The organism is Moraxella bovis (assembly GCF_002014975.1).
Taxonomy (GTDB): Bacteria; Pseudomonadota; Gammaproteobacteria; order Pseudomonadales; family Moraxellaceae; genus Moraxella; species Moraxella bovis.
The window spans coordinates 1-23,867 of the sequence record NZ_MUXV01000043.1; the positions used below are offsets into that span (position 1 = coordinate 1).

The following is a 23,867-nucleotide window of genomic DNA, read 5'->3' on the forward strand; positions in this document are numbered from 1 at the left end:
AAAAGCGTTATGCGAAAAGCACCGCACCTTTTGCACCAATCGCCCTAATTAAATATGGGCTCGGTTTTGGACTTATCAGCAAATATGTACTCGTCTGTACTTGTTATGCCCCCTTGCACGGCTTGGGGGTTTGTTTGTTGTTGCATATCGTTAACCTGCACAGGCTGATCCTGTGCATCATCATGACTTGAAACAAAACTATGAGCGGTGCGAGATTTTGGAATTTTTCCAGTCTCTGTTAAAAAATCTTTACACTCTGATAAATCATAAGTCATTAAGTCGCCATGGGCATTATACACACGGCATTTATTGCCCATTTGTATGACGGCAGATGGGCGGATGTTGTCATCGGTGGTTATCACATCATAATCTGGCGGCAGTCGCTTAACATAGATGCGTCTGGCACGTATGTACTGCTCGTTCTGATCATCTATATAACCCTCTGGTACTTGGGTAGCTGATGGCGTTTGGATGGCTGTAACAGGGCTATCGCTTGTATCGCCCTTTTGCTCTACTGTCTCTTGGTCGGGCTTACTGCCCCAAACGTCATTAACGTAAGAATAGCCAAAATATAAAGCAATAAAAATGGCAGGTATAATAAGCACTGCACACGCTATAGCAACCCTAATCGCCCTTTGGGCTTTTTTATTGACTTGTTTTTTCTTGATGTGGTTAGCCCCATCATCAACAGACTTATAAAGTGGGAATATGTCGGGGTCTAAGGGGTGTTTGAACTCTTCAATGGCGTTGTTTTGCCAATATTTATTCTGTCCGTCTAGGCGGTCTTGTACCTGCGGAAATACAAAACAATGGGTTTGCTCTTTATCATTATAAGGGTTTGAAAAGTGAAAATGCCTTGTTAATAGCTTTCTGACCGCAGGATGAACAATAGAGCTGTCTTGAGCAACAAAGACAATCGTCTTACCTTGGTGTCTTGCCATGGTTAAGCGTTGGACATCCTCAGATGAATTAATTCTTGAATTAGAATTATTAAAGCGGTCTATCATGCCCGCCTCATCATAGATAATCACACTGTTATCGGGTGCGTCATTAACCCAGCTAAAAGAGGCATCAACAATATGTAAATTGGGATTATTGATTTTAACGCCATCAACATTGACCAGATAGACCTGTAATTCATTCTCCGCCAATATCTCAACAATTTGGCTCATGATAAAATGGCTTTTGCCTGCACCTTGCAGGCCTGTAATAAGGCTATTACCTGCACCGATAATTCGTATCATGTTATTTACCTTTTGTTATGAATAATCTTGTGCTTTTAATCGTGAACTTAACAACATAAGCACCAATGATAATACTAAAAGCCACGTCAAGCCCTGCGATGCCAAATAATGCTATAACAGCATTACCAAACTGCCCTGTCGTGCCGAAATTGGATAAATAATTAACAAGTTTGCCAATGTAGTAATTAATCACGGCAAAAGATATGGCAGAGCTTGCCACGCCTAAACCTGCCCCTAATAAGACATTTTTTAGCGAGCCTTGCAATACCATATCTAAGAGTTTTTTTAATAGTGAACCCATTAAAGACCCTGCCCTACAATAGATAAAGCTTTAATATAAGCAAATAAAATAACAACGATTTTAAATAATGCAAAAGCTTCGCAGAATTTATCAAGGGGAAATTCTAGTGTTTGAGCACCGGCAACAAAAGGCATGTTAAATGATATCCTTGGATTTGGCGGGCAAGTCTTAGGCAGAGTAATATAAGACTTTTCGGCAAGCGGTCTAAAATCAATGGTCTTATCTTCATCGATGTCAATTTGTGTATCTGTATCTTTTTTTGCATCTTGCTTAGTCCATTCTATCCAATCACAAACAGGCTTTGCCCAGCCGCAGAATGCGGGTAGCTCAAAGGGCTTAGCATCCTTATTTTCAGGCTCACGACCGATAGGGGCTACATCGGGGGGCATTGTTGGGCTGGGGTTATTAGACGGATTTGGGCTAGGCACAGGCTTTGGCTGTGGCTGTGTTTCAGGGCTTGGGCTTGGGCTTGGGCTTGGACTAGGCACAGGCTTTGGCTGTGGCTGTGTTTCAGGGTTTGGGTTTGGGCTAGGCACTGGCACGGGCTTGGGCTGTGGCTGTGTTTCTGGGCTTGGGCTTGGGCTAGGCACAGGCTTTGGCTGTGGCTGTGTTTCAGGGCTTGGGCTAGGCTTGGTATCAAGGTCAGGCACAAAACAACGCACATGAACACCTACATGATAATCCGATTTGTGAACTCTTGGCTCTCCGTTGACTATTCTTGTTACATCCCAGGGAGCAGTAGTATTTGAGGAATTGGACCAATCTTTGGGTCTGCTATAACTGCCACCCTCATAAAGTTGTAACGTTTGTTTCTCAATTTGAGCCAATCTCTTGTATGTGTCGGAGTTAGCTGTAATGGTATAATCGCCGTAAGCATCTTTACGCTGACGAGACAATGCAGCATATTGAGTTAGTGACAACTTATCGTCGCCAAACCCGACTTCGCATGATATTTTACGTTTGGGTCTATTGTTATCTGGATCCATGACAAAATCAACAAGCTCACCAATGCCATATATCCCGATACCGATTGCAATATCAGCAGGGCTTGGTTTTAGTTTGCCAATGTTTTTTTTGACCTTGTCCCATTTTGATGGGGGTTTTGTGGGTGGTATATCAATAGGGGGTAAGCGTTCGCCCGGTGGTGCAGGTGGGTCAATCATTGGATTGGGTTTTTTTGGTGGAGTGGGAGTAACATCCCCAGGATACGGACTCTCCTGAAATCCATAAGCAAGCGTACTGGCACACAGTGACAGCATGGCAAGCAGTGTGATGATTGAACGATTATAGTTCATAGCCAAACAATCCAGCGATAACAGCTATCCACATGAGTAGTGCAGGTATGTAGATGATGATAATTCGAAGTATAGTTGCGAGCATAAAAAATCCTTAATTAAATAAATCTCTAATTGCCAAACAAGTAATTAAAATTATTAGTAGCCACAATAAATCATTAATCATGATAAAAACGCCCTTTGTAGTCATATGGCGAAACGCCATATTGATACAAAGGGCGTTTTTATCGCCTAAATTATCTTAAAACGCACCACGAATATACTTAAATGCTTTAGCCGTCAGTGCAACAGTTAAAACAGCCATTCCAACAGTTGCAATCGCTGCGATAATCACGGCAAAAGCTTTCATCAGGCTTGATACGTCGATGGTTAGTTCAGGGATGCCAGTATTTGCCATGGCAACATTGGCAGTGGCAACAGCAGGGATAACTACCATTGCGGTTTTGGCTTTGGTGTCGCTAAATGTATCAACAACAAAAGCCTTTGACTTTTGGTAAAAAGTCGGATTATGAGCATACACAGAAGGTCTCATAGTGATTTTTCCTTTTTTTGAGCGTTTATAGCTGTCTTCGCATGGTGCGAAAACCATAAACGACAAGATTTAACATAAAGGCATAAAAAATTATTATGCCAGCGATTTGGGGCGATATATGCCCCAAATTTGTTTGTTGCCATGCAAGGCAATCATTGCCTTGCGGTTGAACGCAAACATATGTTTTGGTATATATTTTTGTATCAGACATCAGAAAGGCAAATCATCAAATTCATCTAATTCATCGTCCAAATCATTAGATTCATTTGATGATGATGAACCAAAAAAACCGTCGTCATCAAATAAGTAATCATAATCATCATAAAGATAATCTTTGGCTACTGATGAATCCGAATAAGGGTCATAATCGAACATAATTACACCTACTCATAACTAATGTTATTAACGTCATCATTAATCTTAAGAGCTAGATTTTCAACAAAATCTTTTAACTGCTTATTGTCAAAGCCCATTTGAACGGCGAAAAGGCTAAATTCACGCTTTAAGACAACATGATTAACGGACGAATAAGTGAGCAATAAATGCAATAATTGCAATTCATCATCTGTGTAATGAGATATTGCCATTTTTAGCTAACCAAACTTTTTTCAGCTGATAATACACCTTGCAATAATTCAATTTGGTGTTCATCGAGGTAGATATTAGGCATTGTTAGCTCCTTTTAATAAAGAATCATGGAATTTGATGATTAACAACCACCAGCATCAATAATAACAACTACTGGTACATCGTCTTTGTCTTTATTGGGCATTGTTAGCTCCTTATGCAGTTGTCTTTGGCTTGATGGGTTTAACAGAGTAAATCTCCATGACTGGACCATATTTAGTCTGAGATAATTTGTACTCAATTTCGACTTCGTCGGCATTATCAGCACATTGTTCAAGAACAGCTTGAATTTGCTCAATAGGCATAACACCATTGGCAGGACGCAAAGAATATCGCACAGGCTCAAACATTGTGGTGTTAAAGTAAGTATTCGTTACCGTTTTGCCTTCCACTTCTTTTGTGGATTTTGACATGGTTGGTAAAATTGTTGCTGTGTTAAACATAACTTTCATGATAGCTCCTTAAGCTACTTTTAGGTTAAAATCATCATATTGGCTAACAGGCTCAATATAATCGGGGGGTAATTGCTCATTAAAATTAATTTCAATTAAGCGAGTAAATGGAATAACTTTGGTATTTTTTTCTTGATGTAGGTTTTGTAAAAAAGCACGGCTAAAACCGCAGGATATTAGGTTATTGAGATTGTCATAAAATGAGCTTTCCGAATATAACTTCTTTGTTTTAACAAAACCAAATTCTCTTAAATGAGAATAAAGTCTAAAAGCATTTTTTGCCTTTGTCTCATATCTTTTGCCATTTGTTCCAATCGTGGTTAAATGTTTTTTACATATATCTAAAATCATGTCATCATCATAATTTTTAAGCATAATATCTGATCCTTTAATTGCGTTTAAAATGGGGTTAAAGGAGACACCCCACATGTCTTTTAAAAAATTTGGGTTGGCTTCTTGATGGTCTATTAAGTCGTATAAATTGGTTGGATAGCCGTTTTTTGAGAGATAAGTTTTATGAATGCGAGCTTCAAAGCGTAATAGAGCATTAGAGAATTTTAGAGCGTCATGCATGGCAACAACAAGATTTTTAGAGCGAATGCACCCAGTATCAGCTTTTTTTTGGTATTTATCGATTTGTGATTTTAACTCCTCAAACTTGCCATAGATTTTTGTGGAGACGTAACGGTTACTTTGTGAGTTAAAAGTAATATAATTATCAAATTTGACATGATTGGCTTTTCTGTGCCCTACTCTAACGTTGGCTAAAAAATCAATCATGGGCTGGACAAGGTTTTGATGGGGCAGACGAGCCGAATAGGTGCAATCAAAGTGCATAACTTCGACATTACGAAAGTCTAAGTATTTGCAAAGCTCAGGATAGCTATCAACCACCATTGATAGCATATGCCTTGCACCCTTTCTAATACTCTCAAAGCCATAGACATTATGACCCTGCATAAGCTTGTTTGGGCTTGCCTTGATTTCAAGGTTAGGTAAGCAGTTGCGGGCTTCGTGATAAAATTTGACTGCCATATAGCTGTAATCAGTGCCAACTTCATCATAAGGGGCGTACAAGTCGCCAATTCTGACAGAGCCATCATCACGGCGAGAGACGGAGCGACCATTTAAAATCAAGCCTAAGTCCATCATATCGCCTGTAAAAACCCAAGTATCATCGCCATACTCTTTGGAGTACGGCGGTAAGACTGGTATGCGTAGGCGGAGATGGTCAAGCATAATATTGAATAAATTAAGCAGTTAATTGAATAATAATTCAAAATATTGAAATAGTCAAGCGACAAATTGAACTTTTTTATATAAAATAAAAAGAAACCCTACCGGAATAAAGAATGAGCATTGATAAAAACATACGACAAAGAAGCAAAGAAGTTGGCTTGTCTATGCAAGACTTGGCAGAAATGGCTAAATTGCCAAACAGAACAGTTCATTCAATTTGGACTGGTGAGAGCAAAGACCCTAGGATAAGCACAATAAAAAAAATAGCAATCGCTTTGGGGACAACTGTAGACAAACTTATTTTTGATGAAAATACACAAGGAGACCTAATGGCACTAGTTAGAGAGCTTGAAACCTTAAATCCAGACAAAAGAGAGTATGCAAAAAAAGTTTTAAGAGCCGTTTTAATACAAACTAAAAATGAACAGTTGTCAGAGTGAATACTATGGTAAAAATGAACAAAACAACCAAGAAATCCATGAAAAAACGCAATGAGGAAGCAAAAAAATTCTTTCTCAAAGACGAATCAGAACAAATGAGTAAATATGTTTTGGAGGGATTTCTATTTTCGTTTGATGATTTAAATGAAGGGTGTATGGAATATATTGAGTGGGTGCCAAATGCCCAGTATGCGTTAATAGATATATTTTTTAGTGACTATGTAAATTATGTAGAAAATAGTGGCGAATGGACACAACAGGAGGCAAATAACATTGATGAGCTAGATGAATATTTTCATGAAATATTAAGAGGACGCGAAATGTTTAGGTTTAAAAACAAAAAAATTACAACAATCCAAGAAGCCATTAAGGAATTTAAGAAAATAAATTTCTTTCCCCCAAGCATTGTTATTAAAGATGGCTTAATGCTAAACTTTAGAAATTATTTTGATAATGTTGTATATTTTTAAAAGTCAATATACTTTACAAAACTTTACTATATAGAAATAACCTTACATAATACTTTCTAACTACCCCTACTTTCGGAGACAGGCACACCATTAGATAGGGTGTGCCAGCCCTGCCCTGTTACAAACTTTTCAAAAAATCGCCCTTATCGTTTGTCGCTCCATCCGTCGCTTCGCACTCAAAGGGCGATTTTGGAAAATGAGTACAGTAAGAAGTTACCCACAATCACGCCCAAACACGCCCCAACAGCCCTTAGCGAAAAGCCGACGTGCGTTAGGGGGTTCGCTCGACTTTTCGAGGGCTGTAAGGGGCGTGGGCGTTCATGTGGATAACTTCGGGGGGGGTGTGGGGTGTGGAACTGGTGCAGAGTGTGAGAAGTGGGCGATTGGTGCCGATGAGCGTCGGTTGTCGCATAACTTATAATTATGTTAAATAGCAAACGCCCAACATGTAGGAATGATGATACATGTTGGGCGTAAGCTTGCTATTGTAACATAAAAGCGTTATGCGAAAAGCACCGCACCTTTTGCACCAATCGCCCTATTGGACACCCAAGAGCAAGTAACTACCAGAGCATCATTCGTAGAATGAATGCCAAAATATGCGTTATTTGCCCCTGTGTTGCATTCTAAGGCGTTTTACACAAATTTTAGTAACTACCTAGCTTAATCGGTTTAAATCTCAAATTTGAGCTTATACAGCGTTTTTGGAGAAATTTACTAAAACGCTTACAGAGCAATCGCCATAAAAACACCAAACCACAAATACAAAAAATCCTTTTTGCAGTCATATGGCGAAACGCCATATTGATACAAAAAGGATTTTTTGTAACTTATTGATTTTTAAACAAAAATCACTTCTGAAAATGCGTAAAATTCATCATTTACCAAAAATTCGCAAGATTTTTCATCAAGTAGAACGGATTGGACTTCGCCAGAGACTTTACACCAATAAGACGAATAAAGCGGCTCTGTTGGGATAGGTTGGTAGAAAAAAACAACGGATTTACCCAAGTATTTGGCGTATTCAAGCATTTGACTGTTCATAGAACACCTTTTAGTTTAGTTAATGAAGTTGCCATAGGGCAACGGGTCTCAACTACCGCTAAAAGACGGCTGGGGTTATTTCCTTTCGGTATTGTATTCACCCCTATCAACCCGTCATAAGACGAATTTTAGACAATAAAAAATCACTTGGACGGAGTGATGACCGCTTTTAGCTTAGTAGTGCGGACATGGTAAACCATATCCGCCCTACCTGTCAATATATTTTTACAGGTCTGTAAAAATATATTGACAAAAACACCCAAAAATCCCAAAACGACCCAAAAATGAGCCTAAAATCCACCACCACAAATGGTGGATTCGGCAGGGGTTGAGAGCGGTGAAGCTGTCGGATTCTTTAAATTGGTACAATGAGAAGTTATCCACAATCACGCCCAAACACGCCCCAACAGCCCTTAGCGAAAAGCCGACGTGCGTTAGGGGGTTCGCTCGACTTTTCGAGGGCTGTAAGGGGCGTGGGCGTTCATGTGGATAACTTCGGGGGGGGTGTGGGGTGTGGAACTGGTGCAGAGTGTGAGAAGTGGGCGATTGGTACCGATGAGCGTCGGTTTTCGCATAACTTATAATTATGTTAAATAGCAAACGCCCAACATGTAGGAATGATGATACATGTTGGGCGAAAGCTTGCTATTGTAACATAAAAGCGTTATGCGAAAAGCCTAGCCCATCTGCCTACCTGCCACCCAAAGCCCTTGTAGGCGGTTTTGTCCGATAAGATAAGACAAATCAGCAGGTCGGTCAATCTGCCACAACGCCACATCAGCATCCATCCCCACCGAAAGTTGCCCTTTGGTATCTTGTAGCCCTAAGGCTTTGGACGCATGGATGGTTGTCCCTGCCAAAGCTTCTTCGGGCGTTAAGCCAAACAGCGTACACGCCATGTTCATGGCAAGCAGTAAGCTTGTTGATGGTGATGTACCAGGGTTACAGTCGGTGGATACCGCCATTTTTACGCCATGTTGTCGCATGGCATCGATGGGAGGCAGTTTGGTTTCTTTTAGAACATAAAAGGCGGTCGGCAATAGCACGCCCACCGTACCATGCTTTGCCATCTTGACAATGCTGTCGGTGGACAGATATTCAATGTGGTCGGCAGACAAGCCATCAAACTCTGCTACAAGCCCCGCTCCGCCCATATCGCTCATCTGCTCGGCATGAAGCTTGACAGGCAATCCTAACGATCTGGCAACTTCAAAGAGCCTGCCCACTTGATGGGTGTCAAAAGCAATGGATTCACAAAACGCATCTACTGCGTCCACCAAATGCTCGCCATGCAACACTTTTAGCCACTCGTACGCCTGCTTGACATATTCGTCTGCCCTCCTCTGATATTCTGGCGGTAGAGCATGTAGGGCAAGGTAGGTTTTTTTGACGGTAACGCCAAAGTCATCGCCCAATTTTTTGGCGACTTTGAGCATTTTGCGTTCGTTATCCAAATCAAGCCCATAGCCCGACTTAATCTCAATCGTCCCCACGCCTTGACTTACAAGGCTTTCAAAACGTGGCAAACTAAGCTCGTACAATTCATCAAAATCCGCCTGTCTTGTGGCTTTCACAGTGGACAAGATCCCACCGCCCTGCTTGGCGATGTCTTTATAATCCACGCCATTTAGACGCATCTCAAATTCGTTACTGCGATTACCGCCATAGACCACATGGGTGTGGCAGTCTATCAAAGCGGGGGTTAGCCAGCCTTGTTTGGTATCAATTATCTTGTCAGCAGTTGCCGTGCCAAGCTCGTTCATTGTGCCGACAAAGGCAATTTTGCCATCTTTGATGCCAACCGCACCGCCACGTATCGCCCCATAGGGGGTATCTTTGGTGTAGCCAAATGTCTCGCTCATGGTGGCGATGTTGGCGTTGGTGATTAAGGTGTCAAATTGCATGGTTTTTCCTTAAATATTAGATCAGCTTTAATCTCAACTTAAAATTACAAATTATTGATTATTGGGCGATTATTTTTTTGGTTGTAAGGGCTATTGATTCGCCCTTGATAAATCAATTACCTATACAAAGCTGAGAATAGAGTAGATTAATAGTCATCAATAAGTTTTAAGTTTAATATAATCCTAATCACAAACCATAAAGCAACGCCCACTCCACACACACCGCAAGCAGTCGTGCTGCGGTTTTTGCTCCACGGCTATCAATGTCGTAAGTTGGGTTAAATTCGGCAAAATCCAGCACTTTGACTTTGCCTGTTTGAATGAGCTTTTCAAGCAAAAATTCCACCAAATCAAGCTCAATCCCCTTGGCATTTACCGCACTGACCGCAGGCATGACACCACTTGGCAGACAGTCCAGATCCACCGTAACATAAAGCACATCAACGCCCCGAGCAAAGCCATCAAGCCTTGCCCAAATCTCATCATAAGACAAGCGGTGGCAATCATCATCACCAACAACACCAACGCCCAAGGCACGGGCTTTGTCAAATAGACTTGCTGTGTTACCAAAACGGCTAATGCCTACACAAAAATAACAAAACTCATCACCCATCATATCAGCAATCTGCAAAAATGGCGTACCCGATGTGGCGTACTCCTCCGTTCGCAAATCAAAATGGGCATCAAAATTGATGATACCAATCTTGGGTAAATGCTCATTGCTTGCGTTTAGATGCTCATACAATCCCAAAAAACTGCCATAGGCAATCTCATGCCCACCGCCAAGCCCGACCGCTAGGGCGTTGTTTTGTAGGGCATGGGTAATGTGCGTGGCATAACTTCTTTGGGCGGATTCTAAACTGCCCTTGACGATGATGTCATTGTCATGACATACCACATCGCCACAGTCGCCCACTAAGTCGGACAAAGTGGTATATTTGTCCTGCACGCCTGTTGTGATGGGCAATTTGGCAAAAAATTCTCTAATAATAGGCGGAGCGGACTTTGCCCCTACCCTACCCAAGTTTCGCCTTACCCCTTGATGGCAAGAAAAACCCACCAAGGCAATAGGCTGGCGGTCAAAGGCTTGTACGGCATTATGCCAATACACCGCTCTATCGCTCTCAAAAGAGTCGGTGCGTCCTGTATAATGGGCGGGGTCAAAGGGGATATAAGTGGCGTGAATGTCGGTCATGGTTTTTAGTTGGTTTAAAATGGGTGGATAAAAATTAGGATATATCTAGCGAACTTGATATACTTGTTTAACTTCAAAATGCACCACCGTAGGAGCTAGCTCGGTACGCCCTGCCAGTCCCCAACTACAAAAGCATTTTTCAAAATGTAGATTGGTGCAAAATGAGGTTGATTTGCTATATTTACCACAGTAAGATTTGTAAGGCGCTCCTTCCACCTCTTGATGATATGTTGATGTTTATAGGACGTGCAGAATCCGACCCTACACTGACACATCATTGAATTTGTGGTAATTTTAGAGTTCTAACAAAGATACATTTTAAAATTTGGACGTATAGGGTCAAACACACCCCAGCCATCACACATTGCTAAACCAATTTTGGCGTAGCTCGTCCCAGCCATCAAGCAACTCACCCGACAAGACAAGCCGTTTGGCACTTTCAATATCAGGGGCAAAGTAGCGGTCTTTGTCATAATGAGCAATCTTGGCACGCACTTTGGCATGAACGTCCGTTAGCACCTTATCGCTCTTGTAGCCCAAATCTTCGCCATGAATGTCCACGCCTTGGGCAGCGACAAGCAGTTCAATACCCACCACGACAGCGGTGTTGTGTGCCATCTCAAACAATCTTCGCCCTGCATAGGTCGCCATTGAGACGTGGTCTTCTTGGTTGGCAGATGTTGGAATGCTGTCCACCGATGCAGGGTGCGCGTGCGATTTGTTTTCGCTAACCAAAGCGGCGGCGGTAACATGGGCAATCATAAAGCCAGAATTCACGCCTGCATTACGCACCAAAAACGCAGGCAGTCCTGACAAACTGCTGTCAATAAGTAGAGCAATACGGCGTTCACTCATTGAGCCAATCTCGCTGATGGCAAGTGCCAAGGTATCGGCGGCAAAGGCGACAGGCTCGGCATGAAAATTACCCCCCGAGATGGCAACAGGCTCATCATCGCCAAAGATAAGCGGATTATCAGTTACGGCATTGGCTTCTATGAGTAGCGTTTTACCTGCTTGATTGATAAGGTCAAGACACGCCCCCATCACTTGGGGCTGACAGCGTAGGCAGTAGGGGTCTTGCACACGCAGCTCCGCCTCGCCACGGTTTTTACCCCTAAATCCGCTATGTTCAAGCAACGCCTTATAGGTCTTGCCAAGCTCAATCTGCCCATGATGTCCACGCACCTCATGAATGCGTGGGTCAAAGGGCGAATCATTGCCACGAGCCGCCTCCACCGACAACGCTCCTGTTACGGTCGCACTTGCCAAAAGGTCGCACGCCATAAAATAGCCACGAATGGCAAGGGCGGTGGACGTTTGGGTGCCGTTGATAAGTGCCAAACCCTCTTTGGCGGCAAGCGTGATGGGCGACAGTCCTGCCTTGGCAAGAGCGTCTTTGGCAGACATGCGCTCGCCACGAACCAACACATCGCCCTCACCCAAAATCGCAAGTGTCATGTGCGACAACGGGGCAAGGTCGCCTGATGCTCCCACCGAGCCTTTGGCAGGAATGATGGGCGTGATGTCATGATTGATAAGATTGATAAGTGCATCCACCACTTCACGGCGAACACCTGACACCCCTTGCGATAGGCTGGATAATTTCATTGTGATGATCAAACGAACGACATTGGCAGGGAGCAAATCGCCTGTGCCAACCGAATGGCTTAAAATCAGATTTTTTTGCAAAAGTTCAAGCTCATCGTCGCTAATGCGTTCTTTGGCAAGCAAACCAAAGCCTGTGTTAATGCCGTACGCAGGCTTATCCCTTGCGATGATATCCTGCACCGCCTTGTGCGAGCGGTCAATCGCCTCATAGGCAGATGGGTCTAGCACCAAATTGACAGGTTCGTTATAAATTTGGCGTAATTGAGCAAAGGTTAATTTGCGTGGGGTTAGGGTTAGGATGGGTTTCATTTTTGGCAATCCTTCATGAGAATGTTTTAGAAAAAATTTGTATAGACAAATTTTGGGCTTAATTTAGCAAATTTTTGGGGGAAATTCAAGAAAATTTTTATAAAAAAATCCCAATCCTACCCCCATTTACAACCACCCCCAAAATCGTTACAATGGGTATCATTTGTTTTTAAGGACACCCCTATGCCACCCAAAGCCAAAACCCCCATTCTACGTCAAAGTGCCGAACAAAAATACGCTGACGAACTTGCCCGTTTAAAAGAAAATGACAAAGCCCCCAAACCAACAGGCTGGGAGCTGTCCGCCCACGCTGTCCGCAAATTCATCTTGGGCGACAAAGCCCTTGACATCAGCCAAAAATTCTATGGCGATGACGCCCTTGTGGACAGAAGTCTGGTTACCCTAATGGGCAAGCAAGGGCTAATGCTCGTTGGCGAACCAGGCACCGCCAAATCTATGCTTTCAGAGCTGTTTTCGGCAGGGATTAGTGGCAACTCCAACCACACCGTGCAAGGCAGTGCAGGCACGACCGAAGACCATATCAAATATGCATGGAACTACGCCCTACTGCTCGCACAAGGCCCGACCGAACAGGCACTCATCGCCTCGCCCATTTATCACGCAATGCAACACGGCAAAATCGCCCGTTTTGAAGAAATTACCCGTTGCCCTGCCGAAATTCAAGATGTGATGATTTCTTTATTATCCGAAAAGCGAATGATGATACCCGAAATGGGGCAAGATTATGCCCTAGAAGCCAAAGCAGGCTTTAATATTATTGCCACCGCCAATTTAAGAGACAAAGGCGTAAACGATATGTCGTCCGCCTTAAAAAGACGCTTTAATTTTGAAACGGTCAAAGCCATTAAAGATAAAAATTTTGAAATAGAACTTATCAATGTTCAATTAAAAAATGAATTAAAAGACTTATATAAAGAAGTCAAAATTCATCAAAGTGTCATTGATATTTTGGTAACGGTGTTTAATGAATTACGCACAGGACAAAGTCAAGACGGCAGTCATCTAAAAGTCCCCGATGCGGTAATGAGCAGTGCCGAAGCGGTCAATGTCGCCCACAATGCCTGTTTGCAAGCGATTTATTTGGACAATGGCGAATTAACCGCCCGTCATATTGGCGAACAAATCACAGGCGTGGTGTTTAAGGACAATAAAGACGATGCCAAAAAAATGAGCTATTATTTGGATACCGTGATTAAAGAACGGGGCAAAAAAGATAAAGACTGGCAAGCATTTTATCAAGGCAATAAAAATTTTGATTAAATACCATTTAATATAAAAACCCGTAGGGGCGAATTACAATTCGCCCTTTTACCATCAAACTTAAATACCGCCCATTATGAAAAATTATCCCCCACGCCTAAGCAATACTCTTAACTTACAACAACAATTAAACCAACACGGCATTTATTTTGCTCCCATTCGTCATCATAGCCCTGCGTGCAGTTTTGCCCTACTTGCTTATATTGAAAGTTTAAAGCCCACCCATATTTTGATTGAAGCCCCTTATACTTTTAATGGGTTAATTCCAGATTTATTATCAGCCGATACCAAGCCACCGATTGCCATTTTTAATCAAGCCACCCAAAAAAATAAAACAAAACCCCAAAAAAAAGAAACAACAGCAGAAGACGATGATAATATGACACAAGAACGCATTTATTCTGCCTTTTTTCCATTTTGTGAGTATTCGCCCGAATGGGTTGCCCTAAAAGAAAGCCAAAGAAAAAATATCCCTTGTGAATTTATTGATTTGGACTTTGCAAGCCAAAGTCAATTAGAAAATGAATTTATCAATGAACCACACGATACCGCCAATCAAGCCCCCAACCAAAAAAGCCTAATGCAAGAACGCTATTTGGTACACAGCACCTATATCAGCACCCTTGCCAAACGCCTGCATTTACGAGACCACGATGATTTGTGGGAGCATTTGTTTGAATTACAACCACCTGCCAAGTTAAATAACGCCACAGCGTTTTTTGATGATGTATTGGCGTGGTGTGCCTTAGCCCGTTTGGATTATGAAGAAGGAGTGTTATTAAAAGAAGGCTCATTGCACCGTGAATATTGTATGGTTCAAAAAATCACGCCTTTGATTGATAAAAATCACAAACTGTTAATTGTTACGGGCGGATTTCATAGCTTAGCTTTAATTGAAAACTTGCATAAGGTTATCAATCAAGAACCGATAAAACCTTATATCATAAAAAATACTTATGATGACAATGCGTGGCTTATTCGGTACAGTTTTGATAAATTAAATGCCTTAAATGGCTACGCATCGGGAATGCCGTCCCCTGCCTATTATGAATGGCGTTGGCAAACTTTATTAACCTTTAAAGAAACTTATCAAAAAAATAATCAAGACGACTTAGAATTTTTTAATCAAGAGTTTTATGCCTATGTTTTAACTTTATGTCATCAATTAAATGAAAAATCCGCCCTAGAAATAACGCCTTTTATCGCCCTAAAAAATACCTTAGAAATTGCCACAGGTTTATCGGCACTTCGTGGACATTATACACCCAGTCGTTATGATTTAATAGACGGCATTACCACCGCTTTAACCAAAGGCGAATTGGATGACGGTCAGGCGTATTTATGGCAAGTGGTTTATGAGCATTTAAGTGGCAATAAATTAGGACAAGTCGCCAAAACTCAAAAAAGTCCCGCCTTGGTTGCTAACACTTATCAAAAGGCACAATATTTTCGCTTTAAATTAGATGATACTTTGCCAAAAACTCGCAAATTGGACACTTATAGAAAACCATTGCACCGTCAAATTAGCCAATTTATGCACTTGCTTTATTTTTTGGAAGTGGGGTTTGGGCAATTTATGGCGGGGGCGGATTTTGTCAGTGGTACCAATTTGGATTTATTGTTTGAAGAATGGCGATATGCGTGGACACCAAGTGTAGAAGCCCGTTTGATTGAATTGTCTGAAACAGGCAATGATTTGGCGGTCATTGCCACCCAAAAACTCCTAAACGAAAAAGAGCAATTTTCAAAAACAGGTACGCCCTTATTGGCAAGCGATTGTGCCAAACTGTTTGCCAAAGCCTGTAAAATGGGTCTAAAATCACAAATGACGGCATTTAATCAAGAATTAAAAGCCTATTTGCACAGCGATTATAAATTAACTTCGCTGATTGATGCCACCGCCCAGCTTTTTTATTTGTGGCAAGGGCGAGCGTTAATAGACATAGACGGCAACTTATTAAAAGACAATATGATGATTGGCATTCGTCAAAGCATTTATTGTCTTAATACGCTTTATGACACCACACCAGAAAATACCGATGAACATTTGACCGCCTTAATTCGCTTAAATGAACTCATTAAAAACATTGCCATTTCTTTTAATTTGGGCGATGAGTTTTTAAACGCGTTTTATGATAATATTTCACACGATGAGCTGATTAAACTGGGGTTATATTCATTGGCAGGGGCATTGTATGCAATGGCTTATTTGGATAATAAAATTGGCAATGATGACTTACAAAATGCCATTATTACCGCTTTTGCCACAGGCACATTGCCGTCCGATTCAGTACTGTATTTGCAAGGCATTTTTAAAGTTGCTCCCGAATATTTTATTGGTTCGCCGATTGCCATTCACGCTTTGAATGAACTTATTAAACGCTGGGACGGTGAGTTATTTTTGAGTTTATTGCCCGATTTAAGATTTATATTTAGCACTTTAACGCCCCGCCAAAGCCAAGAAATTGCCAAACGCATTGCCCACTATACAGGGCTTAGTGATGACGATGAAGTGTTTTATACCGATTTGTCCATTAGCGAAAATGAAATGATGTATGGCGTGCAATTAAACGAAAAACTCATACAGTTATTAAACAATGATTGTTTGGGTTAATAAATTGGCTATATTTTTAATGGTGCATAATACACACCAATTATTAAAACCAAACCAATCAATTTTTATTTATTTTAGGAAAATTTAAAATGACCGACCAAAATAAAGATTTAGAAACCGCAAGACGCTGGCGATTGATTTTGGGGCGTTATGCCGATAAAGATCTGGATAATGCCACTTTGTCTGGCGATGAATTAAAATTGGAACGCTGTTTGGATTATTTGTATCAAAACGAATATAAAAAACGGGGCATTAAACAAAAAAATGGTGTTCGGGGCGGTGGCTTAGAAAGTTCGCAATTAACCGCAATTAACTGGTTAAATCAAAGTCGTAAATTATTTCCAAAATCCACTTTTGAAAGAATGCAACATCACGCCCTAGACCGTTATAAAATGACTGATATTTTAAAAAGTGCCGATAACATCAGAGCATTAGAACCCAATCCGCAAGCCGCCAAAGTCCTATTAACTTTGCGGGGCAATTTAAATAATGAAACCCGTGAAGCCATTAGAGAACTCATTAAAAAAGTGGTGGACGACATCATTCAAAAAATTCGCCCAAATTTTATCAATGCCTTATCGGGCAGAAAAAACCGTTTTGCCAATTCTGTCATCAAACAAGCCCAAAATTTTGATTGTAAAAAAACCATTCGCCATAATCTTAAAAATTATCAACCCAATAGCGGACAGATGATTATAGAACGCCCATTTTTTAATAGCCGAGTACAAAAACATTTACAATGGGAGATTATTCTGTGTGTTGACCAAAGTGGTTCTATGTCCGATTCTATTATGTATGCGTCTGTTTGTGCCAGCATATTGGCAGGATTGCCCAGTTTAAATACGCATTTGGTGGTATTTGATACACAAGTAGTGGATTTGTCGCATATGGCAAATGACCCTGTGGAAGTACTATTAACCATTCAATTGGGTGGGGGAACTTTGATTGGGCAAGCCATTGATTATTGTGCCAAAAAAATTACCAATCCCAAAAGAAGTATTTTAATTTTGATTAGTGATTTTGAAGAAGGTGGTTCATTGTCCCATTTTTATAAAAGCGTCAGCCAATTAAATGAACAAGGCACAAAATTATTGGGGCTTGCGTCTTTGGACAGTAATGCTAATCCGTGTTATGACAGACAAATTGCAAATGAACTTGCCAATCGTGGAATGCACATTGGGGCAATGACCCCAGAGCATTTGGCGGATTGGCTGGCGGATATTATGAATTAAATTAAATTTGAATTATGGAAATAAACCAATGAGCATTTATTTAAATTACGATGACGATGCCTTAGCTACTTTTGCCAATATAGGCTTGGTTCGCCGTGCCAAAAAATCGCTTGATGAAGTTAAATTGATTGAAAACAGCAATGGCGATTTGATTTTTGAATTAGAAAGTTTTCATATTACTTTACCAAAAGACGGCATTGCGGGTGCCAAATGCACTTGCCCTGCCAATGAATGTTGCAAACATATTTTGGCAAGTGTGCTTTATTTAAAAGAAAATCATCAGACTTTATTTTCCAATAATGACAATCACCAAGCAAATAATCAAGACATTCAACAATCTGATGATACGGTTAATAATAACAACCAGCCTAGCATTATTGATGATTTATTAAACCAAGACCCAAAAGACTTACAAAAACAGCTTAAAAAATCTGACAGATTGCTTGCCTTTACCCATTATCAAGAGTTGATTGACAGTAATGAAGTCAGAATTGATGAAACGGACAATAAACTTAACTTTTATTTAAAAGATTTTGATAAAACCGTGTATTATTTTAAGGGTTTGTCCTTAAAAGGAATGTTATCAGAATTGCCTGATAAACAAAAATCCGCCATTCATTTGGCATTAATTGCTTATGTCTTTTATCAACATAATAAAGATTGGCAATGGACGGACGAAGTAGCCGTATTTGTCAGCGAACAAAATTGTTTAAGCGATGATGAATTGGTTTTTATTGATGAATCACAATCGTTGTGCGTGAATTTTTTAAAGCAAGGTTTATCACACCTTGCCAAAGAGTCGGTATTGTCTTTGCGTTTATTAAGCCTACAAGCCCGTACTTATCAAATGCCCAATTTGGCACAGCATATTCGTAGAATTTATGGCGCAATGACCGCTTTATTAAATGAAGACATTCATAGTAAAGAAGAAAATATTTTTAATGAGTTAGCGTTTTTATACCATTATTTGCAAAGTTTTATAAATGCTCATCATTCCCAAAATGGCGAACAATTAGAAAAACTGCGGGGTAAAGTTATCAATACGGGCGATGACATTATTATCAAAAAACTTATTCCCTTAGGGGCAGAATGGTGGGAAACAAGTACAGGGGCAAAGGGCATTAGTTTTTGTTTTTATAATGGTGATGACAAAGCCTTGATAAGCGTAACCAATGGGCGCGCCAATAGTCTTGACAGCACTTTTCATAAACAGTCCGCTTATCAAATGGGGGTATTTGGGGCAAGCGTGGATTATTTAAAAACGCACGCTATTGCCTTAACCAAAGGCAAATTAAAAAACAATGGCACACTTTCTCCCAGCGAATTAAGCCGTTATCAAGAATTGTTTGAATTAAAAACTTTAAATGCCGACACCTTTAAACAAGAAGTAACTGGCATTGACGATTGGCAAACATTAACTACGTTAATTTCCCCCACTTCACGGCTGTTTTTAACTTATCCCAATTATGTGTTATTATACCCAGCCAACATTCATTTGCCCGACCTTGATGAAATCAACCAACAATTTTTAGTTCGGCTTGATGATAATAATGACACAGGGCTTTTATTATCGCTAAAAGCATCCGCTGTTAACGAATCAAAATTAAAAAGTTTGGAGTATTTATTAAAACATCAAAACATTTTTGGCATTTTAGCCAAAGTAATTGTGAATGGTGATTGTATTTATTTTTCCCCGTGTTCTTTATTGTTGGAGCGACAAGCCAAAACACCTTATGTAGAAATTTTTAATTTGGATTATGATGATATTTATTACTATTATCGCAAAAAAGAATTGTCGGTATTTGTTTCGGAATTAGCAGGGCGAATTGCCAAACTTTTGGAACAAAAAAGAACGGCTAAAATCACCCAAAAACCCAAAGACACCATAGAATTGTTAATCGCTCGGACGCTGTCCATTTTGGCGTTTTATGCCAATACGGGCAGAGCCTTAGAAACAGAAGACCAACAAGAATTATTAAGTCTTGCTGGTGGTTTTTTAAATATTGGTTTGGCATTGGTGTGCGATGCCATTAAAACACTTTGCCAATCGCCGTCTGATAAAGATGCGTTATTAAAATTGCGTTATGTCTTGGATTTGGCACAAAGTTGTCGGTTAAAATTGCCGTTGGTATAAAATACATCAAAATTTTATTGATTGGTTTTTTATAAAAAAATCAATTAAAGTTTAATCAAAAACCCATTGTAAAATACCAAAATTTTTTATATGATATTCCAAGATTTATTGCACAATACGCTTAACTTTTTTAAAAGGAAATTGAATATGAGCACTTTAAAATCCCATTTGCCAGAAACTTGGCGAGATGCTACTTTTGAACTTTTGACCCAATACGCCACACCCTTACGCCATATGGACGAAAGTTATGTACAAAGCGTGCTAACTTATATCATCACAGGCGATAATCCTGAAATTGTGGCGACTTTGCACGCTCGCAATGACAATAAGGGCATTGAATTAACGGGCAATATGGGCGATTATCGCTGGGGTAGCTCAGATTGGGGCTTATCCAAAGAAGTCAAAAAAGACAAAAACCGTTGTGTTACCGCTCGGGGCAACCTTTATAATCATTTGTTTGAGCGACTAACGCCTGAGCAGATTGTCCGCTACGCCAAAACAATGGTCGCCATTACCTGCGAAAAGAACAACCCCAATTTCACGACTCCGTGCCTGTTTGGTTTGCTTATTTGTTGTCGGACGCATTTAGACGAGTGAACAATCCTAATGAAATGGCGGTCAAAAAATCGTGGTCGCTTGCCAATTTGCTGACCTTATTGCAAAGCGAAGATGCGGACGAAAGCACAGGCATTCAGCAAATTTTGGGGGCGTTTTTTGAACGCAAAAATGATTCCAGTTGGTATGATGATGGAATGCTCCACATCTGTGAATTGCCTGATTTTAAAGACTTTTTGGCAACGCACCAAGCCCTTGCTTGCGACTTTTTACGCACGCTGTCAGCACGGGGACAAGTGGTGTTTTTGAATTATCTTAAAAAGCAGGATTTAAGCCACGCCGACAACGCCGTCTTTGTCTCGCCTGCCTTTACCGCCCTTGTGGTCGCCCTTGCCCTAAGCGACAAAAAGACGGTGCGAGAGCTTGCCACACCGCTACTTGGGGGGCTTGGCAATGAGCAAACCGTCAGCCATTTGAGCGAATTTTTATCAAACGGCACCAGCAAAGAACGCACCAACGCCTGTGATTATTTGGCACGGCTTGGCGAAACTGCCCGCCCGATTTTGCAAAATGCCCTTGCCCAAGAAAAATTAAAATCGGTACAAACCGCCATTACCAACGCCCTAGCCCGTCTTGATACCGCAGAGCAAGCAGGCGATACAGACATTGAGTTGCCCCCTATGGCAATGCCCGAAATCCAAACACTCTCCGACAGCATTCACAAGATTCTAAGCGAAAACTTTGATTTGGTTTACGAGCGTTATCAAAAAGATGCCGAAGAAGAGCAAGCCTGCAACGAAGCCCATAAAGGCGACAAAAATTATTATAAATCCACTTGGCGACAACACGGTTTTAAAAGTTTTGCCAAAATAAATAAAGAATCATTTATTAAAGATGCTTGCGATGCCCTAAAAGGCAATGGCAAAAACTCGCAATTTAATCGGGATTATTTAAAAGAAGTGGTTAATTTTAATAAAACCATTAGCAATTTGCCCGAATTTGGTTTGTACCACGCCCTATTATTAGACACACACCCCAGTCATCATTGGGTAAATTGGGACGATGTCTTTAATTTTTGTAAGCCCGAACATTGGCAAGATTTGGAATTACGCCAATTTGTTTATTATTTGGAGCAAGTGGGATTTGGTAGCGAAAAAGCCAATCGTTTAATTGCCGAGAATTATTTGGAAGACCGTTGGAGCATTTTGTCTGATTTTATTATGGACGATGATAAGATTTATCCATTTTTTGTGGAAAATCCTGAATTTTTGGAAGAAGCGTTTGGTTTATTGCCCAATAAATCAGACAATCGTTATTATGGCTTTACTGCCGAAAATGCGATTAATATTTTGGGCAAATTCCCTACTTTGCCAAAAATCTTTATTGCCCCTTTGCTGGAATTGGCACTTGGCAATCAAAAAACCTTACGCTTTCAAGCCCAAGAACTTTTGGCACGCCTGCCCAATGTGCACGAGCGAGCCATTGAAGCTTTGGCAGACGGCAAACAAGAGATTCGTATCACCGCAATCAAATGGCTTGCCCGTTTGAACGAAAAATCCGCCATTAAACCTTTGTATGATTTACTTAAAAAAGAGAAAAAAGAAGTCGTCATTGCCGAGATTTTGACCGCTTTGGAGAGTTTGGGCGAAGACATCAGCCCCTACCTTGACCCCAAAGCCTTGTTAAAAGATGCCCAAAAAGGCTTAAAAGGCAAGATTTCTAGCACACTTGCGTGGTTTGATTTTGACGGCTTGCCTGCCGTGTCGTGGCAAAATGGCAAGGCGGTGGACAAGGACATCGTCAAATGGTGGGTGGTTTTGGCAGAAAAAACCAAAGACCCCCGCCCCAATGCCTTGTTTGTGCGGTATTTGGAATTGCTTGATGAAAAAAGCCAAAAGGCGTTGTCCTTACATTTACTCCAAGCCTTTATCAATGAAGACACAAGACACCCAAGCCTAGATGAAGCCAGCCAAGTTGCCGAACGAGACGCACAAGGGCGACTGGACAACTATCAATGCTGGTATAAACGAAGCCCAGAATGGTATCCAGAATACGCCAACATTACTTTGGAGCAGGTCAAGGCGGAGATTATCCGTGAACAAATGTCCATTTATTTGGGCAGTGCGATTAAATCCAAAGGCTTGCTTGCCCTTGCAACCAAAACACAAGGGGCGGTGGCGGTTCAGATTTTGCAAGACTTTATGAAAAATCACTACAACCGCCGAAGCCAAGTAGAAGCAATACTCACAAGTTTTTCAACCAGCGATGACCCGCTGATTATTCAATTATTGCTTGGCATTTCAAGACGCTACAAAATGCAGACCATTCAAGAGCTTGCCAAATCGCTCGTTGGCGAGATTGCCGAATGCAACGGCTGGACGGCGGACGAGCTGGCTGACCGCACCATTCCAACCGCTGGGTTTGACGATGACGGAATTTTACGCATTGACTATGGCAGTCGCCATTTGACCGCCTACATTGACGATAAAGACAAATTTGTCCTAAAAAATGAAGACGGCAAAGTCATCAAATCCTTGCCAACAGCTCGGGCGGACGATGATAAGACGCTGATTAAGGACGCCAAAGCCCTATTTAGCAACGCCAAAAAAGAATACAAACAAGTCCTAGATTTACAAACCGCTCGCCTGTACGAAGCGATGTGTGCCGAGCGGTCGTGGGCAAGTTCTGATTGGCAAGAGTATCTGTACAAGCACCCACTAATGAAACGGCTGGTGGCTCGTCTTGTGTGGCTAGAACTGGACGAGACAGGAGCGGTGGTACAGGCGTTTCGCCCTGCTGATGACGGTTCGTTATTAAACCTCGATGACGATGAAATCACGCTTGGGGCGGGCAGTCGCATTAAGGTGGCTCACCGTGTCCTTTTGGACGATGAGACGGCAGAAGACTGGGTGGGGCATTTTAAGGATTATAAGGTAGAATTTTTGTTCAACCAAATGATCAACGCCCTACCCGACTTGACCGCCACGCCTGCCTACCCCGAGCAAGCCAGCGATGAAACCACGATTAACGCCTTTAAGGGCTATCTGACCGACACTTATAGCTTGCGGGGCATTGTTACCAAAATGGGCTATGTGCGGGCAAGCATTGAAGACGGTGGGTCGTTTGACAGTTATTATAAGCCTTTTGACGGTTTGGGCGTGTCGGCGGTGATTGGGTTTAGTGGTAGCTACGTGCCAGAAGAGAACCTGCCTGCGGTGGTCTATGGCTTGTCCTTTGAAGACAAAACCGTGCGGTCGTGGAGCAAGCCTAATAAGCCGATTGCCGAGATTCCACCTGTGTTGCTTGCGGAGTGTTTTGCCGATTATCAGGCGTTGGCAGAAAAGACAGAGGGCTTTGATAAGGAATGGGAAAAGAAAACGCCTTGGTAAGG

General features: G+C 41.4%; 21 protein-coding genes. 8 read left to right on the top strand and 13 right to left on the bottom strand.

The features are described 5' to 3' along the window. Positions 1–44 precede the first annotated feature (44 nt). From B0182_RS10335 to B0182_RS10365, 7 genes are all read right to left on the bottom strand, one after another. On the bottom strand, positions 45–1,244 hold the full coding sequence (locus B0182_RS10335; protein WP_078274865.1) for a zonular occludens toxin domain-containing protein: 1,200 nt from the start codon (positions 1,242–1,244) through the stop codon (positions 45–47). A gap of 1 nt (position 1,245) precedes the next feature. After that, the gene (locus B0182_RS10340) at positions 1,246–1,545 is read right to left on the bottom strand and encodes a DUF2523 family protein (RefSeq protein ID WP_078274866.1); all 300 of its coding nucleotides are present in this window, start codon (positions 1,543–1,545) and stop codon (positions 1,246–1,248) included. Further along, on the bottom strand, positions 1,545–2,840 hold the full coding sequence (locus B0182_RS14035) for a virulence factor TspB C-terminal domain-related protein (protein WP_143821717.1): 1,296 nt from the start codon (positions 2,838–2,840) through the stop codon (positions 1,545–1,547). Before B0182_RS14035 ends, B0182_RS10340 begins: the two co-directional genes overlap by 1 nt. A gap of 241 nt (positions 2,841–3,081) precedes the next feature. Continuing rightward, a complete protein-coding gene (locus B0182_RS10350) occupies positions 3,082–3,372 on the bottom strand; it encodes a major capsid protein (protein ID WP_078274867.1) in 291 nt (96 codons plus the stop codon). Between the two features lie 210 nt (positions 3,373–3,582). After that, positions 3,583–3,747 carry a hypothetical protein gene (locus tag B0182_RS14400; protein ID WP_158079692.1) on the bottom strand — a complete coding sequence of 55 codons (165 nt, stop codon included), beginning with the start codon at positions 3,745–3,747 and terminating at the stop codon, positions 3,583–3,585. A gap of 407 nt (positions 3,748–4,154) precedes the next feature. After that, on the bottom strand, positions 4,155–4,451 hold the full coding sequence (locus tag B0182_RS10360; protein WP_078274869.1) for a hypothetical protein: 297 nt from the start codon (positions 4,449–4,451) through the stop codon (positions 4,155–4,157). 9 nt (positions 4,452–4,460) lie between these two features. Beyond that, entirely contained in the window at positions 4,461–5,690 is a 1,230-nt protein-coding gene (locus B0182_RS10365) for a phage/plasmid replication protein, II/X family (protein WP_078274870.1), read from the bottom strand. Positions 5,691–5,803: 113 nt separating this feature from the next. Here B0182_RS10365 and B0182_RS10370 point away from each other — a divergent pair, with 113 nt between their 5' ends. Next, entirely contained in the window at positions 5,804–6,130 is a 327-nt protein-coding gene (locus B0182_RS10370; protein WP_078274871.1) for a helix-turn-helix transcriptional regulator, read from the top strand. A gap of 38 nt (positions 6,131–6,168) precedes the next feature. Then, positions 6,169–6,600 (top strand): hypothetical protein, encoded by a 432-nt coding sequence (locus B0182_RS10375; protein WP_143821719.1) that lies wholly within the window; start codon positions 6,169–6,171, stop codon positions 6,598–6,600. 271 nt (positions 6,601–6,871) lie between these two features. On the opposite strand, the gene B0182_RS14405 is transcribed toward B0182_RS10375, so the two are convergent. The 6 genes from B0182_RS14405 to hutH all read right to left on the bottom strand — a co-directional run bounded on the left by B0182_RS14405 (position 6,872) and on the right by hutH (position 12,660). Then, on the bottom strand, positions 6,872–7,012 hold the full coding sequence (locus tag B0182_RS14405) for a hypothetical protein (protein WP_158079693.1): 141 nt from the start codon (positions 7,010–7,012) through the stop codon (positions 6,872–6,874). Positions 7,013–7,440: 428 nt separating this feature from the next. Further along, positions 7,441–7,644, bottom strand: a complete 204-nt coding sequence (locus tag B0182_RS10380) for a hypothetical protein (RefSeq protein ID WP_078274873.1) — start codon at positions 7,642–7,644, stop codon at positions 7,441–7,443. Between the two features lie 434 nt (positions 7,645–8,078). Beyond that, on the bottom strand, positions 8,079–8,219 hold the full coding sequence (locus B0182_RS14410; RefSeq protein ID WP_158079694.1) for a hypothetical protein: 141 nt from the start codon (positions 8,217–8,219) through the stop codon (positions 8,079–8,081). Between the two features lie 102 nt (positions 8,220–8,321). Next, positions 8,322–9,548, bottom strand: a complete 1,227-nt coding sequence (gene hutI / locus B0182_RS10385) for an imidazolonepropionase (RefSeq protein ID WP_078274874.1) — start codon at positions 9,546–9,548, stop codon at positions 8,322–8,324. A 187-nt stretch (positions 9,549–9,735) separates the two neighbouring features. Next, complete coding sequence (gene hutG / locus B0182_RS10390) at positions 9,736–10,743, bottom strand: formimidoylglutamase (RefSeq protein ID WP_078274875.1); 1,008 nt, start codon at positions 10,741–10,743, stop codon at positions 9,736–9,738. 357 nt (positions 10,744–11,100) lie between these two features. Beyond that, the gene (hutH, locus tag B0182_RS10395; RefSeq protein ID WP_078274876.1) at positions 11,101–12,660 is read right to left on the bottom strand and encodes a histidine ammonia-lyase; all 1,560 of its coding nucleotides are present in this window, start codon (positions 12,658–12,660) and stop codon (positions 11,101–11,103) included. A gap of 183 nt (positions 12,661–12,843) precedes the next feature. Here hutH and B0182_RS10400 point away from each other — a divergent pair, with 183 nt between their 5' ends. The 6 genes from B0182_RS10400 to B0182_RS10425 all read left to right on the top strand — a co-directional run bounded on the left by B0182_RS10400 (position 12,844) and on the right by B0182_RS10425 (position 23,865). Then, a complete protein-coding gene (locus tag B0182_RS10400) occupies positions 12,844–13,941 on the top strand; it encodes an ATP-binding protein (protein WP_078274877.1) in 1,098 nt (365 codons plus the stop codon). 76 nt (positions 13,942–14,017) lie between these two features. Beyond that, positions 14,018–16,555, top strand: a complete 2,538-nt coding sequence (locus tag B0182_RS10405) for a DUF5682 family protein (RefSeq protein WP_078274878.1) — start codon at positions 14,018–14,020, stop codon at positions 16,553–16,555. Between the two features lie 89 nt (positions 16,556–16,644). Beyond that, entirely contained in the window at positions 16,645–17,787 is a 1,143-nt protein-coding gene (locus tag B0182_RS10410; protein WP_078274879.1) for a VWA domain-containing protein, read from the top strand. Between the two features lie 28 nt (positions 17,788–17,815). Continuing rightward, positions 17,816–19,921: an SWIM zinc finger family protein gene (locus B0182_RS10415; RefSeq protein ID WP_078274880.1), complete on the top strand. Its 2,106-nt coding sequence runs from the start codon at positions 17,816–17,818 to the stop codon at positions 19,919–19,921. 147 nt (positions 19,922–20,068) lie between these two features. Next, positions 20,069–20,518: a hypothetical protein gene (locus B0182_RS10420; RefSeq protein ID WP_078274881.1), complete on the top strand. Its 450-nt coding sequence runs from the start codon at positions 20,069–20,071 to the stop codon at positions 20,516–20,518. Beyond that, positions 20,470–23,865, top strand: coding sequence for a DUF4132 domain-containing protein (locus tag B0182_RS10425; protein ID WP_143821720.1), 3,396 nt, complete (start codon positions 20,470–20,472; stop codon positions 23,863–23,865). Before B0182_RS10420 ends, B0182_RS10425 begins: the two co-directional genes overlap by 49 nt. The last annotated feature ends 2 nt before the right edge of the window (positions 23,866–23,867 follow it).

What these genes read in the sequence shown, in the direction of transcription:
- B0182_RS10335 (WP_078274865.1), bottom strand. Translation starts at nt 1,244, where the DNA reads ATGATACGAATTATCGGTGCAGGTAATAGCCTTATTACAGGCCTGCAA.
- B0182_RS10340 (WP_078274866.1), bottom strand. Translation starts at nt 1,545, where the DNA reads ATGGGTTCACTATTAAAAAAACTCTTAGATATGGTATTGCAAGGCTCG.
- B0182_RS14035 (WP_143821717.1), bottom strand. Translation starts at nt 2,840, where the DNA reads ATGAACTATAATCGTTCAATCATCACACTGCTTGCCATGCTGTCACTG.
- B0182_RS10350 (WP_078274867.1), bottom strand. Translation starts at nt 3,372, where the DNA reads ATGAGACCTTCTGTGTATGCTCATAATCCGACTTTTTACCAAAAGTCA.
- B0182_RS14400 (WP_158079692.1), bottom strand. Translation starts at nt 3,747, where the DNA reads ATGTTCGATTATGACCCTTATTCGGATTCATCAGTAGCCAAAGATTAT.
- B0182_RS10360 (WP_078274869.1), bottom strand. Translation starts at nt 4,451, where the DNA reads ATGAAAGTTATGTTTAACACAGCAACAATTTTACCAACCATGTCAAAA.
- B0182_RS10365 (WP_078274870.1), bottom strand. Translation starts at nt 5,690, where the DNA reads ATGCTTGACCATCTCCGCCTACGCATACCAGTCTTACCGCCGTACTCC.
- B0182_RS10370 (WP_078274871.1), top strand. Translation starts at nt 5,804, where the DNA reads ATGAGCATTGATAAAAACATACGACAAAGAAGCAAAGAAGTTGGCTTG.
- B0182_RS10375 (WP_143821719.1), top strand. Translation starts at nt 6,169, where the DNA reads ATGAAAAAACGCAATGAGGAAGCAAAAAAATTCTTTCTCAAAGACGAA.
- B0182_RS14405 (WP_158079693.1), bottom strand. Translation starts at nt 7,012, where the DNA reads ATGCGACAACCGACGCTCATCGGCACCAATCGCCCACTTCTCACACTC.
- B0182_RS10380 (WP_078274873.1), bottom strand. Translation starts at nt 7,644, where the DNA reads ATGAACAGTCAAATGCTTGAATACGCCAAATACTTGGGTAAATCCGTT.
- B0182_RS14410 (WP_158079694.1), bottom strand. Translation starts at nt 8,219, where the DNA reads ATGCGAAAACCGACGCTCATCGGTACCAATCGCCCACTTCTCACACTC.
- hutI (WP_078274874.1), bottom strand. Translation starts at nt 9,548, where the DNA reads ATGCAATTTGACACCTTAATCACCAACGCCAACATCGCCACCATGAGC.
- hutG (WP_078274875.1), bottom strand. Translation starts at nt 10,743, where the DNA reads ATGACCGACATTCACGCCACTTATATCCCCTTTGACCCCGCCCATTAT.
- hutH (WP_078274876.1), bottom strand. Translation starts at nt 12,660, where the DNA reads ATGAAACCCATCCTAACCCTAACCCCACGCAAATTAACCTTTGCTCAA.
- B0182_RS10400 (WP_078274877.1), top strand. Translation starts at nt 12,844, where the DNA reads ATGCCACCCAAAGCCAAAACCCCCATTCTACGTCAAAGTGCCGAACAA.
- B0182_RS10405 (WP_078274878.1), top strand. Translation starts at nt 14,018, where the DNA reads ATGAAAAATTATCCCCCACGCCTAAGCAATACTCTTAACTTACAACAA.
- B0182_RS10410 (WP_078274879.1), top strand. Translation starts at nt 16,645, where the DNA reads ATGACCGACCAAAATAAAGATTTAGAAACCGCAAGACGCTGGCGATTG.
- B0182_RS10415 (WP_078274880.1), top strand. Translation starts at nt 17,816, where the DNA reads ATGAGCATTTATTTAAATTACGATGACGATGCCTTAGCTACTTTTGCC.
- B0182_RS10420 (WP_078274881.1), top strand. Translation starts at nt 20,069, where the DNA reads ATGAGCACTTTAAAATCCCATTTGCCAGAAACTTGGCGAGATGCTACT.